This window comes from Pseudacidovorax intermedius, assembly GCF_001476815.1.
Classification (GTDB): Bacteria; Pseudomonadota; Gammaproteobacteria; order Burkholderiales; family Burkholderiaceae_C; genus Xenophilus; species Xenophilus intermedius_A.
Window position 1 is genome coordinate 19,223 of the sequence record NZ_LDSL01000018.1, and the last position, 16,415, is coordinate 35,637.

The following is a 16,415-nucleotide window of genomic DNA, read 5'->3' on the forward strand; positions in this document are numbered from 1 at the left end:
GCTCCGGAACAGGGAAAACAAAAAGCCGCCCGAAGGCGGCTTTGGCAGTGCGACGCAGGCGTTGCTGTTCGCACGGTGCGGGGATCAGGTCGAGAAGCTAGAACCGCAACCGCAGGTGGTGGTGGCGTTGGGGTTCTTGATCACGAACTGGGCGCCCTGCAGATCTTCCTTGTAGTCGATCTCGGCGCCGACCAGGTACTGGTAGCTCATGGCATCGATCAGCAGGGACACGCCGTTCTTGGTCATGGTCGTGTCGTCCTCGTTGGTCACCTCGTCGAAGGTGAAGCCGTACTGGAAGCCGGAGCAGCCACCGCCCTGCACGAAGACGCGCAGCTTCAGGTCGGGATTGCCTTCCTCGGCGATCAGGTCGGCCACCTTGGCGGCAGCGGAATCGGTGAACACGATCGGCTCGGGCATCGCCTGCACGGCGGGCGCGGTGGTTTCGGCAACTGCGGTCATGGGAAATCTCCGTGAGAGCCGGCCGGGCAGGCACAGCCAAGGGAAGGATGCTAACGCAGGCAAAGAAAAACCGCCCCGAGGGCGGTTTTTCTTTTGCGGCACCAGCCAGCGCCCGAAGCGCTGAGACTGGCGTCGCGAGGGCCTGCAGGGCAAGGCGCGAACCGGAGCCGGACTGGCGTCCGGCGAGGATTCGCAACGCGGCCATGCAGGGCCGCAGCAGCCAGGCTCAGCGCTTCGAGAACTGCTTGCGGCGGCGTGCGGAGTGCAGACCGACCTTCTTACGCTCGACTTCACGCGCATCGCGGGTGACGAAGCCAGCCTGGCTCAGCACCGGCTTCAGCGTCGCGTCGTAGTCGATCAGCGCACGGGTGATGCCGTGGCGGGTGGCGCCGGCCTGGCCGGATTCGCCGCCGCCGTGCACGTTGACCTGCACGTCGAAGGTTTCCAGGTTCTCGGTCAGCGCGAGCGGTTGCTTCGCGATCATGATCGAGGTCTGGCGGCCGAAGAACTGCTCGATCGGCTTGCCATTCACCGTGATCTTGCCGCTGCCCTTCTTGAGGAACACGCGGGCGACGCTGGACTTGCGACGGCCGGTGCCGTTGTTCCAATCACCAATCATCTCGGGACTCCTCAGATTTCCAGCGGCTGCGGTTGCTGGGCGCTGTGCGGATGCTCAGCGCCGCCGTAGACCTTCAGCTTCTTGATCATGGCGTAGCCCAGAGGACCCTTGGGCAGCATGCCCTTGACGGCCTTCTCGAGCGCGCGGCCGGGGTGCTTGGCCTGCATGTCGCGGAAGTTGGTGGCGGTGATGCCACCCGGGAAGCCGGAGTGACGGTAGTAGACCTTGTCGATGCTCTTGGTGCCGGTGACCTTGAGCTTGGACGCGTTGACGATGACGATGAAGTCACCGGTGTCGACGTGAGGCGTGTAGATGGCTTTGTGCTTGCCGCGCAGACGGAGGGCCACTTCGCTGGCGACCCGTCCGAGAACCTTATCGGTTGCGTCAATCACAAACCACTCGTGCTTCACGTCAGCGGGCTTGGCGCTGAACGTAGACATGAGATTTCCTTGGAAAGGAGGTTTGGAAGGAGCCCTTTTCCACGGTCGGTCCTTCTCTGGAGGAAGGCTCTTAGGTGGTGAACGCGGGCAGGCCGCGCTTCGCCGCGGGGCTCTGGGAATTCGCTGCGAAGCCTTCCATTATAGGCACGGATGCCGCACCGGCGCCAGATGCGCCCGTCGGCGGTTAGCATTGGCCCATGTTCAGCTACCGCCACGCCTTTCATGCCGGCAACCATGCCGACGTGCTCAAACACACGGTGCTGATCGCCGTCCTCGACCACCTGCTGGAAAAGGACACGGCCCTGACCGTGGTCGACACCCATGCCGGCGCGGGACTGTACCGGCTGGACGGCGACTATGCCGGCACCAGCGGCGAGGCCGCCGAGGGCGTGCTGCGCCTGGCGGAGGCCGCCGCCACCGCCAAGGAGCCGCTGCCCGACGCCCTGGCCCGCTACCTGGCGCTGGTGCGCGAATTCAACCGCGGCGAGGCGCTGCGCGTGTACCCCGGCTCGCCCTTCGTCGCCCAGCACCTGCTGCGCGAGCAGGATCGGCTCAAGCTCTACGAACTGCATCCCACCGATGCCAAGACCCTGGACGGCAATGTGGCCCAGCTCGACGCCGGGCGGCGCATCGCCGTGCTGCGCGAGGACGGCTTCGGCAGCGCGACCAAGTTCCTGCCGCCGCCCTCGCGCCGCGCCCTGGTGCTGACGGACCCGAGCTACGAGATCAAGACCGACTACGCCCGCACCGCCGCCTACGTGGGCGACGCGCTCAAGCGCTTCGCCACGGGCGTGTACGCGGTGTGGTACCCGATCATTCCGCGGCCCGAAGCGCACGAGCTGCCGCGCCGGCTCAAGACGCTGGCGACCAAGGCCGGCAAGCCCTGGCTGAGCGCCTCGCTGACGGTGAAGTCCAGCCGCATGGCGACGGCCCTGCCGGGCGAGACGGTGCGCCGCCCAGGGCTGCCGGCCAGCGGCATGTTCCTGATCAATCCGCCCCACACGCTGGCGGCGCGCCTGCGGCCCTCGCTGGCCCGCATGGCGCAGATGCTGGCGCAGGACGCCAACGCGGCCTTCACGCTCGAGCACGGCGGCTGAGCGTCGCTGCGCCCTGCGCTGCCTCGGCCGGGCCGATGGCCGGCTGCGGGCCCGTCAGCGACGCCGCACCGGCGCCTTGCCGCGCGCGGGCGCACGCCGCACCGGCTGGCGCACCACCGGCGCCACGTTGATCGGCACCAGGCCGCCTTCCACGCGCTGGCCGTCGCACAGGCCGCCCTCGTCACCGATCACCGTCAGCGACACCTGCTTGAAGCCCAGGCTGGTGAGCTGGATGCGCTCGGCCGCGGCCTGGCTCAGGTCGATGATGCGGCCCGGCGTGAAGGGCCCGCGGTCGTTGATGTGGACCAGCACCTCGCGGCCATTGACCAGGCTGCGCACGCAGACCTTGGTGCCGAAGGGCAGTGTCTTGTGGGCGGCCGTCAGGCTCGTCATGTCGAACATCTCGCCGCTGGCGGTGCGGCGGCGGTGGAACTGGATGCCGTACCAGGAGCCGCCGCCGCGCTCGAATTCCTCGCCGGGCAATTCGGTCGCGTCGGGGGCATCGCCGGGCTCGGGAAAGATCTGCACCACGCGCGAGGTCGGCGCATCCGCGGGCAGGGGCGCCTGGCGCTGGAGCGGCAGCAGGCTGCGAGCCGGCGGCTTGCCGGCCGCGGCGGGTGCCGCGGCAGGAGCGCTGGGCACCGCCGCAGCCGCCGGGGGCGACGCGCCCGCCGCGGCCGGCTCGCCGGGCGCCGGCGGCAACGGTGCGCAGGCCACCGTCAGCAGCGTGGCCAGCCCGGCGCAGACGGCGCGCGCCGTCGCCGCCACGCTCATGCGGCGCCGCCCAGCCGGTCCAGCAGCGCCAGCGTGGGCGCGGCCTGGTTCATCGTGTAGAAGTGCAGCGCCGGGGCGCCGCCGACCACCAGCCGCTCGCACAGGGCACCGACCACGTCCAGGCCGAAGGCCTTGATCGAGGCGGTGTCGTCGCCGAAGGACTGCAGCCGCAGCCGCACCCAGCGCGGGATCTCGGCGCCGCAGGCGTCGGAGAAGCGCATCAGCTGCGTGGAGCTGGTGATGGGCATGATGCCGGGCACGATGGGCACTTCGGCACCCGCGCGGCGCGCCTCGTCCACGAAGCGGAAGTAGGCCTCGGGCGTGAAGAAGTACTGCGTGATGGCCGAATCGGCGCCGGCACGCACCTTGGTGACGAAGGCCTGCAGGTCGGCCTGCGGCGAGCGGGCCTGCGGATGCACCTCGGGATAGCAGGCCACCTCCAGGTGGAAGTCGCGGCCGGTCTCGGCGCGGATGAAGGCCACCAGGTCGCTCGCGTACTGGAACTCGCCGCCGATGCCGTAGCCGCTGGGCAGGTCGCCGCGCAGCGCCACCAGGCGGCGCACGCCCATGGCCTTGAGCTGCTGCAGCTGCTCGCGCACCGTGTCGCGGGTGGCGCCGATGCAGCTGAAGTGCGAGGCGGCGTCGTTGCCCTCTTCCAGGATCTCGAGCACGGTGGCGAAGGTGCCGGCCTGCGTGGAGCCGCCGGCGCCGTAGGTCACCGAGCAGAACTGCGGCGCGCGTTCGCGCAGTTGCGCGCGCACCGCACGCAGCTTGACCGCGCCCTCGGGCGTCTTCGGCGGGAAGAACTCGAAACTGATCGGAAGACGCATCGGAAATCCCTTTCTTCTTTCTTGTGGCTCTATGGCTCGTCCACGGCCGCGGGCCGCGCCGCGTGGATGAAGAACTCGCGGTTGCCGTCGCCGCCCGCGATGGGGCTGTCCAGCCACTGCAGCAGCACCAGCCCCGCATCGGCGCAGCCCTGCCGCAGCCGGGCCTCGACCTCGGCATACAGCGCCGCATCGCGCACGATGCCGCCCTTGCCGATCTGCGCCGGCTGCAGTTCGAACTGCGGCTTGGCCAGCATCAGCAGCCGGCCCGCGGGCGCCATCAGCGGCAAGAGTGCCGGCAGCACCAGCGTGAGCGAGATGAAGGACAGGTCGCCCACCACGAGGTCGAAACCGGCACCGCCCACCGGCGCGAACTGCGCCGGCAGCAGATGGCGGGCATTGACCTTCTCGAGCGCGCGCACGCGCGCGTCGCCGCGCAGCCGCTCGTGCAACTGGCCGTGGCCCACGTCCACGCCCACCACGGCGGCGGCGCCGCGCTGCAGCAGGCAGTCGGTGAAGCCACCGGTGGACTGGCCGACGTCCAGGCAGCGCAGGCCGGCGACCGCGATGCCCGCCGCGTCCAGCGCGCCTTCGAGCTTGAGCCCGCCGCGCGAGACGTAGCGGGCCTCGGCCGCATCGGCCAGGTCGAGCTCGGCGATGGACGGCACGTCGTCGCCGTTCTTCGCCACGGCGCGCCAGGGCAGCGCCGCATGCAGGCGCCAGCGCAGGCCGCCCGCGATCAGGCGCGCGGCCTGCGAGCGGGAGGCGGCCAGGCCGCGGTCGACGAGCAACTGGTCAGCGCGCATGGATGCAGCGACGCGGCGGCCCGTGCGGACGGGCGCCGCCCCTCACCGGCCGCAGCGGCCGGCCCGCGCACCGCCCGGTGTGGACGGTGCCGGCGGCCGCCACGGCCCGGTGCGGGATCAGTAGCGGTAGGTGTCGGGCTTGTAGGGCCCGGTCTTGGCGACGCCGATGTAGGCAGCCTGCGCGTCGGTCAGCTCGGTGAGCTGGGCGCCGACCTTCTTCAGGTGCAGGCGCGCGACCTTCTCGTCGAGCACCTTCGGCAGCACGTAGACCTTGCCGGCCTGGTAGGCATCGGGCTTGGTGAACAGCTCGATCTGCGCGATGGTCTGGTTGGCGAAGGAGGACGACATCACGAAGCTGGGGTGGCCCGTGGCGCAGCCCAGGTTGACCAGGCGGCCCTTGGCCAGCAGGGTGATGCGCTTGCCGTCCGGGAAGATCACGTGATCGACCTGGGGCTTCACTTCTTCCCACTGGTACTTCTCGATCGAGGCGACGTCGATCTCGTTGTCGAAGTGGCCGATGTTGCAGACGATGGACTCGTTCTTCATCGCCAGCATGTGCTCGTGGCGGATCACGTCCTTGTTGCCGGTGGTGGTCACGAAGATGTCGGCCTTGTCGGCGGCGTACTCCATGGTCACGACCTTGAAGCCTTCCATGGCCGCCTGCAGGGCGTTGATGGGGTCGATCTCGGTCACCCACACCTGGGCGCGCAGGGCGGCCAGGGCCTGGGCGCAGCCCTTGCCCACGTCGCCGTAGCCGGCCACGACGGCGACCTTGCCGGCGATCATCACGTCGGTGGCGCGCTTGATGCCGTCCACCAGCGACTCGCGGCAGCCGTAGAGGTTGTCGAACTTGCTCTTGGTGACGGAGTCGTTCACGTTGATGGCGCGGAACAGCAGCGTGCCCTTGGCGGACATCTCGTTCAGGCGGTGCACGCCGGTGGTGGTCTCTTCGGTCACGCCGATGATCTCGGCCGACTTGCGGGTGTACCAGGTCGGGTCCTGGGCGATCTTGGCCTTGATGGCGGCGAACAGGATGCGCTCTTCTTCGCTCGACGGGTTGGCGACCACGGACAGGTCCTTCTCGGCGCGCTGGCCCAGGTGCATCAGCAGCGTGGCATCGCCGCCGTCGTCCAGGATCATGTTGGGGCCTTCGCCGGCCGAGCCCTTGGGGCCGAAGTCGAAGATGCGGTGGGTGTAGTCCCAGTAGTCTTCCAGCGATTCGCCCTTGATGGCGAACACCGGCGTGCCGCCCGCGGCGATGGCGGCGGCGGCATGGTCCTGCGTGGAGAAGATGTTGCACGAGGCCCAGCGCACGTCGGCGCCCAGTTCCTTCAGCGTCTCGATCAGCACGGCCGTCTGGATGGTCATGTGCAGCGAGCCGGTGATGCGGGCGCCCTTCAGGGGCTGGGCCGCCGCGAATTCCTCGCGGATGGCCATCAGGCCGGGCATCTCGGTCTCGGCGATCTTGATTTCCTTGCGGCCCCAGTCGGCCAGCGAGATGTCGGCAATCGCCTGGTCGGCGGACGGGTCAACTTTGAGAACGGCGCTCATGCAATGCTCCAGAACACGGGTTTCAGGGTTTCCGCTGCGCGTGGGGAGGGAGAAAAAGCACTCACCACGGCGCGATGCGGGTGAGCGTGGTTGCGTGTGAATTCCGAGCCTCACGCCTGACGGCGCTGCAACGCTCCTCGGTTGGCCGGGGATTCTACAAAAGCGCGGCGAAGGGTGCGGCGGCCATGTCCTCCGCGGACCAGGCGAGCACCTCGATGGGCGCGCGCCGGCCGCGCACCTCGATGCGCTGCAACTTTGCCGCCCCCGGCGCCAGGCCCGCCTGCTCGGCGGCGAAGCGCGAGGCCACCAGCGCAGCACCGGCCGTCTTGGTCTGCTCCTGCAGCCGGCTGGCGGTGTTCACCACCTCGCCCACGGCGGTGAAGCTCTGCACGTCCAGATGGCCCACTTCGCCGAGCGCGGCCGAGCCGGCATGCAGGCCCATGCCGAAGTCCAGCGGCTGGCCGAATTCGCGCTCGAAACGGTCGCGCCATTCGCGCATGCGCAGGCTCACCAGGGCGGCGGCCCGGAAGGCGCGGCGGCAGGCCAGGTCCAGCCCCTCGTCCAGCCCGAAGATGGCCATCACGCTGTCGCCGATGAACTGGTTGGGCACGCCGCCGGCCTCGCGCACCGCCTCGCCGACCAGCGCGAAATAGCGGTCGAGCACGTAGACCAGGTCGAAGGGCCACTGGCGCTCCGCCAGCCCGGACCAGCGGCGCAGGTCGACGAAGAGCACGGCCACCTCGCGCTCGCCGCCCAGGCGCGGGCGCTGCGCGTCGGCCGCGGCGGTGCGGCCCAGGAGCGGCCGCACCGACAGGTCGCCGGTCGGCCGCAGCTGGCACGCCAGCCGCACGCCGGGGCCGGCGTGCACGCGCGCCAGCGTGCGTGCCTCGTCGGGATTCGGCGCGGGGCAGTGGGCGTCGGGGCCGCTCACCTGCACCCGGCAGGTGGAGCAGCGGGCCCGGCCGCCGCACAGGGACAGGTGCGCGATGCCATGGGCCCGGCTCGCCTCCAGCACGCTCCAGCCCACCGGCACCTGCACCTGCCGGTCGGGATAGCGCAGCGTCAGCACGCGTCCGCCAGCCAGGCGCAGCCAGCGACTGCGGATCAGCCGGGCCACCAGCACGCCGGCCAGCGCCGCCAGGAATAGCGCCTCGCCCCCATCCGCCAGCATGGACAGCCGCGCGCTGCCCGCCGCGTCGGGCCCGTTCACCGGCTGCGGCGCGACCTGCCATTCGCGGCCCATGGCGACGAAGCCCAGGGCCGCCAGCACTGGCAGCAGCACGGCGGCCACCAGCAGCAGCGGCTGGGCTCGGCGCCAGCGCGGGGCGGCCCGCAACGCGAAATGCAGGCCCATGCAGCCGTGCGCCCAGGCCACCGCCATGGCAAGCACCTGGAACCAGCCGCCGGCCGAATCCCACAGTCCGGCCACCACGCGGGCATAGCTGCCGTCCAGCCCCAGCAGTGTGTAGCCGCCGCGCATGGCCGCCAGGTGCGAGGCCAGCAGCAGCGGCAAGGCGAAACCCAGCACGATGCGCAGGCCCTGCAGCGGCGGCATGCGCAGGCTGCGCCGCTCCCACAGCGCCACGAAGGCCAGCAGCATGTGCACGCAGGCAGCGCCATAGAGCAGCAGCGTGCCGGGCCAGGCATGCCAGAACGCCCGCAACGGCGCCAGCACCTGCTGCGCCAGATGCATGGACACCAGGCCGAGCGCATGGTTGGCGAGGTGCAGCGTGACGTAGGCCATGAGCACCAGCCCGCTGGCCCAGCGCAGGTCGCGCCGCGAGCGCAAGTCGAAGGCCGGCGGCGCGGCCGGAGCGGGAGGCGGGGTCATGGGCGGCTGAGCATAATCGGCCGCCCATGAGCGACCGGCCCTCCAGTCTCGCGCTTCGGCGCTTTGCCCTCTTCGACGAACTGCCGGCCGAGCGGCTGGACGCGCTGGCCGGGCGCTGCACGTGGCGCCGCGTGCCCGCCGGCCAGCCGCTGCTGCTGCGGCGCCAGCGGCGCGCCGACGTCTTCCTGGTGGTCGACGGCACGGTGCGCGTGACCACCTATGGCGCCAACGGCCGGCAGGTCACCTTCCGCGACCTCGGTGCGGGCGAGATCGTCGGCGACCTGTCGGCGCTGGACGGCCAGCCCCGTTCGGCCGACGTGGTGACGGTGGCGGACAGCCTGGTGGCCGTGCTGGAGCGTGAGGCCTTCCTGGCGATGCTGCAGGAAGAGCCCGCCGTCGCCCTGCGCCTGATGGCGCGGCTGGCGCTGCTGGTGCGCCAGCTGTCGGAGCGGGTGATCGAGCTGAGCACGCTGGGCGTGCAGAACCGGCTGCATGCGGAACTTCTGCGCCTGGCGCGGGCCGCGACCGAGGACGCCGATGCCGCCCGGGAAGCGCGCATCGCCCCCGTGCCGCGCCACGCCGAGCTGGCCAGCCGCATCAGCACCAACCGCGAACAGGTCACGCGCGAGCTCAATGCGCTGGTGCGCGCCGGGCTGCTGCGCAAGGAGGCCGATGCGCTGGTCGTCACCGACCTCGCCCGGCTGGCGCGCCTGGTGGCCGAGGTGATGGGCGACGGGGAGCGCTGAGCGCGGCGCCGCGCGCCCCTTGAGCGCGGCGGCCTCCAGGACGCTCAGTTCAGCCCGCGCTGCGGCCCGGCCAGCGCGAAGCGGCCAGCGCCCATCAGCATCACGGCGAGCGCGCCGAACAGGTACAGGCCCTGCAGTTCCAGCGCCCAGCCGCCCTGGCTGGTCATGGCGAAGAACTGGCTGGTGTGCACCAGCAGCAGCGCGACGATCATGTTGATCACCACCACGCCGGCGGCGGCGCGCGTCCACAGGCCCAGGATCATGAGCACCGGCGCCAGCACCTCGCCCACGTAGACCAGGTAGCCGATGGCGCCCGGCAGGCCATGGGCGGCCAGCATCTTGACGATGAAGCCGGGGCCCGTGCCCAGCTTGGAGAGGCCGTGCAGCAGCACCAGCAGGCCGACCGCGAGGCGCAGCACCAGCTTGCCGGCATCGTTCTGGCGCGGCCACACGAGGCCGTTTTCGTTGGCAGCGGCGGTCATGGCGGACCTCACAGGGCGGGCTGCTGCCCGGCAGCGGCCTGTTGGGGCTGGGCCGTCGTCTGCAGGCGGGCCGGCAGGCGGCTGTCGACGAAGGCGCGCGGGTCCAGGTTCTGGTTGGGCGCGTGGGCGGCGGCCACGGCCTCGGCCTGCACCTGGGCGCGGCTGCGCTCGCCCACCACCAGGCTGGGCTGGCCGAAGCTGCTGGCCTCGCCGATGGCCGCCAGTTCGCCACCGCGCTGGGCAGCGGCCAGGTCCTGCTGCACCTGGGCGCGCGACAGCGTGCCGTGGAAGGCGGTGCGGTTCTGCTGGATGTAGTCGGCCTGGGTTTCGGCGGCGGCGGTGCCGGCGACGGCGGCAAGCAGTGCGGCGATCAGGGCGGTCTTGGTGTTCATGGCGCAATCCTTGGGACGTTGAGGTTCGGAAGTTCGACCGCCGCGCCCGGGGCGTCGGCGAATCGATGGAAGGAGTCTCTCGCCGCGGCGTCCGCGCGGCAGTGCGTTTGCGCACACCCGGAAGCAGGTCGCGCCCTCAGGTTGTCCCGGATTTCTGTGGATAAGCCTGGGCATATGTCGGGGAGGACGACGCCAAGTGACGTTCCTGCGGGCCATCCGGGTGGATTGCCTGTTTGGCAGGCAACGTGCCGCCGATCGGGACAGGCGGCCGGACGCGGACGAAAAAAAGCCTCCGGCAGGAACTGCGCGGAGGCTTTGGGCAGGGCGGGCTGGCCGCCAGGCCTGGAGATGGTGCCGCTTGTCGGAATCGAACTGACGACCTACCGCTTACAAGGCGGGTGCTCTACCAACTGAGCTAAAGCGGCGAAGCGGGCGATTCTAGCGAAGGGGCCCCGTGCGCTATTTCACGCGCTTGAGCGCAGGCCGACCGCCCTGCGGCGGGCGCGGCGGCTCGTCGTCGGGCGTGGCGGCTGGCGTCGCGACGCTGGGCTCGGGCTCGCCGCCCTCGCCCACCAGGTGCATGCCCGCGCGCGGCTCGGGCACCGGCTGGCTGGCCACCGGGCCGGCGGCATCGCCGGCGTCCGGTGCACCGGCCTCCAGCGGCGGGAAGGCCATGCCCTGGCCGTTCTCGCGCGCATAGATGGCCACGACCCGGCCGATGGGCACGGCGATGTCGCGCGCCGTGCCGGCGAACCGGGCCTTGAACTGGATGAAGTCGTTGCCGATCTTCAGCGCACTGGTCGCGTCGTAGCTGATGTTCAGCACGATCTCGCCGTTCTTGACGTACTCGCGCGGCACCTGCACCGTGTCGTCCACGAGAACGGCGATGTAGGGCGTGAAACCGTGGTCGGTGCACCACTCGTACAGGGCACGCAGCAGGTACGGCCGCAGCGAGGTGGATTCGAGGGCACTGATCATGGAGGAATGAGGCGTCTTTCTTCCGGACGGCCGCGCAATTACTTGCGCATCACCTTCTCGGAGGGCGTCAGCGCCTCGATGTAGGCGGGGCGCGAGAAGATGCGCTCGGCGTACTTCAGCAGCGGCGCGGCGTTCTTGCTCAGGTCGATGCCGTAGTAGTCCAGGCGCCACAGCAGCGGGGCGATGGCCACGTCCAGCATGGAGAAGTTCTCGCCCAGCATGTACTTGTTCTTGAGGAACACGGGCGCGAGCTGCGTCAGGCGGTCGCGGATGTGCGAGCGGGCCTTCTCGATGGCCTTGTCGTTGCCCTTGGCGCTGCGGTTCTCGAGCGTGGAGACGTGGACGAACAGTTCCTTCTCGAAATTGAGCAGGAACAGACGCACGCGGGCGCGGTCGACCGGGTCGCCGGGCATCAGCTGCGGATGCGGGAAGCGCTCGTCGATGTACTCGTTGATGATGTTGGATTCGTACAGGATCAGGTCGCGCTCGACCAGGATCGGCACTTGCCCGTACGGGTTCATCACGCTGATGTCCTCGGGCTTGTTGTAGAGGTCGACGTCACGGATCTCGAAGTCCATGCCCTTTTCGAACAGCACGAAGCGGCAGCGATGGGAGAAGGGGCAGGTCGTTCCGGAATACAGCACCATCATGGCGAAAGGCTCCAAAAAATCAAAAAAGAGTGGGCCGCTGGCGCAGCCCACTCTGTCGGTCCACGCGCCCGGCAGGCCCGGGCAGCGCCGTCGGCGTTCCCGCTACTTCACGTCCTTCCAGAACGCGGCATTGAGACGCCAGGCGAAGACCAGCGACACCACGAGGAAGAGCAACACCCACACCCCCACGCGCACGCGCGTGTTCTGCGCGGGCTCTGCCATCCACTGCAGGTAGTTGACCAGGTCGCCGACGGCCTGGTCGAACTGCAGCGGCGTCATCTTGCCCGGCTTGACCTGCTCCCAGCCCTTGAGGACCTCGGTCTCGTGACCGTGCTGCTCCACCTTGTCGTAGACCGGGCGGCGCTCGCCTTGCAGTTCCCAGAGCACGTTGGGCATGCCCACGCTCGGAAAAGCCAGGTTATTCCAGCCGGTCGCCTTGGTGTCGTCGCGGTAGTAGGTGCGCAGATAGGTGTAGAGGTAATCGGCACCGGTGCCATTGTGACCGGCGCGCGAACGCGCCACCAAGGTGAGGTCGGGCGGGTTGCCGCCGAACCATTCCTTGGCCTGTCGGGCATCGATGTTGGCCTTCATCGTGTCACCCACCTTTTCGGTGGTGAACAGCAGATTGTCCTTGATCTGCTGCTCGGTCAGGCCGATGTCCTGCAGGCGGTTGTAGCGCATGAAGGCGGCCGAGTGGCAATTGAGGCAGTAATTGACGAACAGCTTGGCACCGTTCTGCAGCGACGCCAGGTCGTTGGTGCGCCCCGGCGCCTTGTCCCAGGCGATGCCGCCTTCGGCCGCCAGGGCGCCCGTGGCGACGCCCAGCGCCATCATCAACGTGAGGATCAGTTTCTTCATGGGGATGCTTCTCCGGCGCTCGTTCAGTGCGCGGCGTAGGTCACGCGGTCGGGCACGGGCTTGAATTCGCCCAGGCGGGTCCACCACGGCATGAGCAGGAAGAAGCCGAAATAGAACAGGGTGCCCACCTGCGACACGCGCTCGCCGAGGGGCGACGGCGGCTGCACGCCCAGGTAGGCCAGCACCACGAAGACCACCACGAAGACGCCGTAGAGGTACTTGTGCCAGGAAGGCCGGTAGCGGATCGACTTGACCGGGCTCTTGTCCAGCCAGGGCAGGAAGAACAGGATGATCACGGCGCCGCCCATCACGACCACGCCCCAGAACTTGGCATCGATCGACAGCATCATCGCGCAGGCCAGGACGGCCGCCACGACGATGGCGATCTTGGCGATGCGCGCCAGGCGCGTCTTCCAGACACCGAACACGGCAGCGCCGACGACGCAGGCGATCAGCGCATACATCATCTCGCTGGTGATGGCGCGCAGCATCGAATAGAAGGGCGTGAAGTACCAGACCGGCGCGATGTGGTTGGGCGTCTTGAGCGGGTCGGCCGGGATGAAGTTGTTGTACTCCAGGAAGTAGCCGCCCATCTCCGGCGCGAAGAAGATCACCGCCGTGAACACGATCAGGAACATCACGACCGCGAAGATGTCGTGCACCGTGTAGTACGGGTGGAAGGGAATGCCGTCCAGCGGCCGGCCCTGCGCGTCCTTGTTGGCCTTGATCTCGATGCCGTCGGGGTTGTTGGAGCCCACGTCGTGCAGCGCCAGCAGGTGCGCCACCACCAGGCCCAGCAGCACCAGCGGCACGGCGATCACGTGGAAGCTGAAGAAGCGGTTGAGCGTGGCGTCGCTCACCACGTAGTCGCCGCGGATCAGCAGCGCCAGGTCGGGGCCGATGAAGGGAATGGCGGAGAACAGGTTCACGATCACCTGCGCGCCCCAGTAGGACATCTGGCCCCAGGGCAGCAGGTAGCCCATGAAGGCCTCGGCCATCAGGCACAGGAAGATGGCGCAGCCGAAGATCCAGACCAGCTCGCGCGGCTTGCGGTAGCTGCCGTAGAGCAGGCCGCGGAACATGTGCAGGTACACCACCACGAAGAAGGCCGAGGCGCCGGTGGAGTGCATGTAGCGGATCAACCAGCCCCAGGGCACGTCGCGCATGATGTACTCGACCGAGGCGAAGGCCTGGGTGGCATCCGGCTTGTAGTGCATCACCAGGAAGATGCCGGTGACGATCTGGATGACCAGCACCAGCAGCGCCAGCGAGCCGAAGATGTACCAGAAGTTGAAGTTCTTCGGCGCGTAGTACTCCGACATGTGGACGCGGTAGGCGTCGAAAGCCGTCGGAAAGCGGTTGTGCAGCCAGTTGCCCAGCTTGGCGCCGGCGGGCGCGTTGGGCGAGATGTCCTTGAAGTCGGCCATGGGTGTCTCCTCCCGCTCAGGCGTTGCCGGTGCCGTCTTCGCCGATCAACAGGCGCGTGTCCGACAGGTACTTGTGCGGAGGAACGGGCAGGTTGTCGGGGGCGGGCTTGTTCTTGAACACGCGGCCGGCCAGGTCGAAGGTCGAGCCGTGGCAGGGGCAGAGGAAGCCGCCCTGCCAGTCGTCGGGCAGCGAGGGCTGGGGGCCGGCCTGCAGCTTGTCGGTGGGCGAGCAGCCCAGGTGGGTGCAGATGCCCACGACCACCAGCACCTCGGGCTTGATCGAGCGGTTCTCATTCTGCGCGTACTTGGGCGTGAATTCAGAAGGGTTGCGCTTGGACTCCGGATCGGCGAGCTGCGGGTCCAGCTTGGGCAGCTCGGCGATCTGCGCCGGCGATCGCTTGAGGATCCACACCGGCTTGCCGCGCCATTCGACGGTGATCTTCTCGCCGACCTGCAGGCCGCCGATGTCGACCTCGACCGGCGCGCCGGCGGCCTTGGCCTTTTCCGACGGCTGGAAGGTGCTGACGAAGGGAATCGCCGTGGCCACCCCACCCACCGCGCCGGCACAGCCGGATGCGATCAGCCAAGTCCGCTTGCTGGCGTCGACCCGCTTCGGGCCGACCGGAATGTCACTCATGGGGGGCTTCCTCGATGTACTTGTGGTGGCTGAGCCGGGTCAACAAACAATTTTAACGGAGGGGTTTTGTCGGCTTCAATTTGGGACAGACCCGATATACAGGGCGGCCAGGCCCGCCGGCGTGCGGTCCGGAGGCCGTGTTCGACCGCCGCCCGCGACGTGCGGACGACACCGTGGAACGGCCTTCCTGCTCCCTATACTTCCTGCGCCAATTGTTAAGGCGCATGGGACAGGAGAAACAATTCATGAGCTTCTTCAGCGAATTCCGCGAGTTCGCGGTCAAGGGCAACGTGGTCGACCTCGCCGTCGGCGTGATCATCGGCGGGGCCTTCGGCAAGATCGTCGACTCGCTGGTGGGCGACGTGATCATGCCGCTGGTGGGCCTGGTGTTCGGACGGCTCGACTTCTCGAACCTGTACGTGGTGCTCGGCACGATACCCGCCGGCGTGCCCAATACCTTGGCCGATCTCAAGAAAGCCGGCGTCGCCGTGCTGGCCTACGGCAATTTCCTGACCATCGTCGTGAACTTCCTGATCCTGGCCTTCGTGATCTTCCTGATGGTCAAGCAGATCAACCGGCTGCGCCGCGAGAAGGCCGAGCCGCAGGCGGCCGCCCCTGCCGCGCCGCCGGAAGACATCGTGCTGCTGCGCGAGATCCGCGACAGCCTGGCGCGCCGCTGAGCGGGCGCTGCCGGCGGGCATGAAGGCGCCGCCGGGCGCAGCGTGCCGGTCGGTCGCCGGCCGCCCTGAGAACGGCCGGCCCCCGCCGCTGGCGTTTCAATTCCCCGCCAGGCTGCGCGCCATGCGCACGGCGGCGATCAGGCTGTCGGCCTTGGCGATGCCCTGGCCGGCGATGTCGAAGGCCGTGCCGTGGTCCGGGCTGGTGCGCACGAAGGGCAGGCCCAACGTCACGTTGACGCCGGTTTCCACGCCCAGGTACTTCACCGGAATCAGGCCCTGGTCGTGGTACATCGCGACCACAACGTCGAATTCGCCGGCCGTCCGGCCTGGCAGGCGTCGGGCCCGCATGAAGACCGTGTCCGGCGCATAGGGCCCCGAGGCGTCGATGCCTTCGGCCCGCGCATCGGCCACGGCGGGCGCGATGAGGTCGATCTCCTCGCGGCCGAAAAGGCCACCCTCCCCCGCATGCGGATTGAGCCCCGCCACCGCGATGCGCGGCGCACGGCCAAGCATGCGCGCGAGCGAGGCATGCGTGATGCGCAGCGTCTGCAGCACGCCCGCACGGCTCAGGCGGTCGATGGCCTCGCGCAGCGAGACATGGATGCTGACCAGAACGGTGCGCAGTTCGTCGTTGGCCAGCATCATGCGCACCGGCACGTCGTCGATGCTGCAGCCCTGGAAGGCGGCCGCCTCGGCCTGCAGCAGTTCGGTGTGGCCGGGAAAGCCGTAGCCGGCGGCGGACAACGCCTCCTTGTGCAGCGGCGCCGTCACCATGGCGGCGATTTCACCGCGCAATGCCGCGCGGGCCGCCCATTCGACGGCGGTGCCGGCGCTGCGTCCGGCCCCGGCACTGATGCGGCCGTAGTCGGGCGGCACCAACGGCTCGCCCACCTGCAGCACGGGCATGCAGCGCGGCGGCACCTGCTGCACGTCCGCCGGCTGCGCGATCTGCGCGACAGGCCAGGCGATGCCGCCCGGTCCCGCGACGAGTTGCGAGGCCCGTCGCATGACGGCGACGTCGCCTGCGACAAAAGCACCCCGCAGGGCGTCGGGCGCCTCATGCCAGGCCCGCACGACGATCTCCGGCCCGATGCCGGCCGGGTCGCCCTGCGTGATGGCAAAAAGGGAATGGGCGGCGGAGGATGCGTCCATGACCATCCC

Annotated in this window: 19 protein-coding genes, 1 tRNA gene and 1 riboswitch; of the genes, 3 read left to right on the plus strand and 17 right to left on the minus strand. The window is 69.2% G+C overall.

Features of this window, described 5'->3' with window-relative positions; translation table 11 throughout:
- Nucleotides 1–84 precede the first annotated feature (84 nt).
- The 3 genes from erpA to rplM all read right to left on the minus strand — a co-directional run bounded on the left by erpA (nucleotide 85) and on the right by rplM (nucleotide 1,518).
- A complete protein-coding gene (erpA, locus tag NS331_RS02275) occupies nucleotides 85–459 on the minus strand; it encodes an iron-sulfur cluster insertion protein ErpA (protein ID WP_058640395.1) in 375 nt (124 codons plus the stop codon).
- Nucleotides 460–685: 226 nt separating this feature from the next.
- Nucleotides 686–1,078 carry a 30S ribosomal protein S9 gene (gene rpsI / locus NS331_RS02280; protein WP_058640396.1) on the minus strand — a complete coding sequence of 131 codons (393 nt, stop codon included), beginning with the start codon at nucleotides 1,076–1,078 and terminating at the stop codon, nucleotides 686–688.
- Between the two features lie 11 nt (nucleotides 1,079–1,089).
- Entirely contained in the window at nucleotides 1,090–1,518 is a 429-nt protein-coding gene (gene rplM / locus NS331_RS02285; protein ID WP_058640397.1) for a 50S ribosomal protein L13, read from the minus strand.
- 197 nt (nucleotides 1,519–1,715) lie between these two features.
- Between rplM and NS331_RS02290 the strand changes: the two genes are divergently transcribed.
- Nucleotides 1,716–2,615: a 23S rRNA (adenine(2030)-N(6))-methyltransferase RlmJ gene (locus NS331_RS02290; RefSeq protein WP_058640398.1), complete on the plus strand. Its 900-nt coding sequence runs from the start codon at nucleotides 1,716–1,718 to the stop codon at nucleotides 2,613–2,615.
- Between the two features lie 54 nt (nucleotides 2,616–2,669).
- Here NS331_RS02290 and NS331_RS25315 read toward each other — a convergent pair whose 3' ends face one another.
- The 5 genes from NS331_RS25315 to NS331_RS02315 form a co-directional block, all read right to left on the minus strand.
- Nucleotides 2,670–3,389, minus strand: a complete 720-nt coding sequence (locus NS331_RS25315) for a septal ring lytic transglycosylase RlpA family protein (protein ID WP_082702210.1) — start codon at nucleotides 3,387–3,389, stop codon at nucleotides 2,670–2,672.
- Entirely contained in the window at nucleotides 3,386–4,219 is an 834-nt protein-coding gene (gene metF, locus NS331_RS02300; RefSeq protein WP_058640399.1) for a methylenetetrahydrofolate reductase [NAD(P)H], read from the minus strand. Before metF ends, NS331_RS25315 begins: the two co-directional genes overlap by 4 nt.
- Nucleotides 4,220–4,248: 29 nt before the next feature.
- Nucleotides 4,249–5,022, minus strand: a complete 774-nt coding sequence (locus NS331_RS02305) for a TlyA family RNA methyltransferase (RefSeq protein ID WP_058640400.1) — start codon at nucleotides 5,020–5,022, stop codon at nucleotides 4,249–4,251.
- Nucleotides 5,023–5,139: 117 nt separating this feature from the next.
- Nucleotides 5,140–6,573, minus strand: coding sequence for an adenosylhomocysteinase (gene ahcY, locus NS331_RS02310; protein WP_058640401.1), 1,434 nt, complete (start codon nucleotides 6,571–6,573; stop codon nucleotides 5,140–5,142).
- Between the two features lie 75 nt (nucleotides 6,574–6,648).
- Nucleotides 6,649–6,718: riboswitch (S-adenosyl-L-homocysteine riboswitch) on the minus strand.
- 9 nt (nucleotides 6,719–6,727) lie between these two features.
- On the minus strand, nucleotides 6,728–8,404 hold the full coding sequence (locus NS331_RS02315; protein WP_058640402.1) for an adenylate/guanylate cyclase domain-containing protein: 1,677 nt from the start codon (nucleotides 8,402–8,404) through the stop codon (nucleotides 6,728–6,730).
- A 26-nt stretch (nucleotides 8,405–8,430) separates the two neighbouring features.
- Between NS331_RS02315 and NS331_RS02320 the strand changes: the two genes are divergently transcribed.
- A complete protein-coding gene (locus NS331_RS02320; RefSeq protein ID WP_058640403.1) occupies nucleotides 8,431–9,150 on the plus strand; it encodes a Crp/Fnr family transcriptional regulator in 720 nt (239 codons plus the stop codon).
- A gap of 44 nt (nucleotides 9,151–9,194) precedes the next feature.
- Here the strand turns inward: NS331_RS02320 and NS331_RS02325 are convergent, their stop codons facing one another.
- The 8 genes from NS331_RS02325 to petA all read right to left on the minus strand — a co-directional run bounded on the left by NS331_RS02325 (nucleotide 9,195) and on the right by petA (nucleotide 14,574).
- Nucleotides 9,195–9,632, minus strand: a complete 438-nt coding sequence (locus NS331_RS02325) for a DoxX family protein (RefSeq protein ID WP_058640404.1) — start codon at nucleotides 9,630–9,632, stop codon at nucleotides 9,195–9,197.
- Between the two features lie 8 nt (nucleotides 9,633–9,640).
- Nucleotides 9,641–10,024, minus strand: coding sequence for a DUF4148 domain-containing protein (locus NS331_RS26540; RefSeq protein WP_058640405.1), 384 nt, complete (start codon nucleotides 10,022–10,024; stop codon nucleotides 9,641–9,643).
- A 349-nt stretch (nucleotides 10,025–10,373) separates the two neighbouring features.
- A tRNA-Thr gene (locus tag NS331_RS02335) sits at nucleotides 10,374–10,449 on the minus strand.
- A 34-nt stretch (nucleotides 10,450–10,483) separates the two neighbouring features.
- Entirely contained in the window at nucleotides 10,484–11,002 is a 519-nt protein-coding gene (locus tag NS331_RS02340; protein WP_058640406.1) for a ClpXP protease specificity-enhancing factor, read from the minus strand.
- Nucleotides 11,003–11,040: 38 nt separating this feature from the next.
- Nucleotides 11,041–11,652, minus strand: a complete 612-nt coding sequence (locus NS331_RS02345; RefSeq protein ID WP_058640407.1) for a glutathione S-transferase N-terminal domain-containing protein — start codon at nucleotides 11,650–11,652, stop codon at nucleotides 11,041–11,043.
- Nucleotides 11,653–11,754: 102 nt separating this feature from the next.
- Nucleotides 11,755–12,510, minus strand: coding sequence for a cytochrome c1 (locus tag NS331_RS02350; RefSeq protein WP_058640408.1), 756 nt, complete (start codon nucleotides 12,508–12,510; stop codon nucleotides 11,755–11,757).
- Nucleotides 12,511–12,533: 23 nt separating this feature from the next.
- Nucleotides 12,534–13,937 carry a cytochrome b gene (locus NS331_RS02355; protein WP_058640409.1) on the minus strand — a complete coding sequence of 468 codons (1,404 nt, stop codon included), beginning with the start codon at nucleotides 13,935–13,937 and terminating at the stop codon, nucleotides 12,534–12,536.
- A gap of 16 nt (nucleotides 13,938–13,953) precedes the next feature.
- Nucleotides 13,954–14,574 (minus strand): ubiquinol-cytochrome c reductase iron-sulfur subunit, encoded by a 621-nt coding sequence (petA, locus tag NS331_RS02360; RefSeq protein WP_058640410.1) that lies wholly within the window; start codon nucleotides 14,572–14,574, stop codon nucleotides 13,954–13,956.
- A gap of 245 nt (nucleotides 14,575–14,819) precedes the next feature.
- Here petA and mscL point away from each other — a divergent pair, with 245 nt between their 5' ends.
- On the plus strand, nucleotides 14,820–15,254 hold the full coding sequence (mscL, locus tag NS331_RS02365) for a large conductance mechanosensitive channel protein MscL (RefSeq protein WP_058640411.1): 435 nt from the start codon (nucleotides 14,820–14,822) through the stop codon (nucleotides 15,252–15,254).
- Between the two features lie 96 nt (nucleotides 15,255–15,350).
- On the opposite strand, the gene pdxA is transcribed toward mscL, so the two are convergent.
- The gene (gene pdxA / locus NS331_RS02370; protein WP_058640457.1) at nucleotides 15,351–16,406 is read right to left on the minus strand and encodes a 4-hydroxythreonine-4-phosphate dehydrogenase PdxA; all 1,056 of its coding nucleotides are present in this window, start codon (nucleotides 16,404–16,406) and stop codon (nucleotides 15,351–15,353) included.
- Nucleotides 16,407–16,415 lie beyond the last annotated feature (9 nt).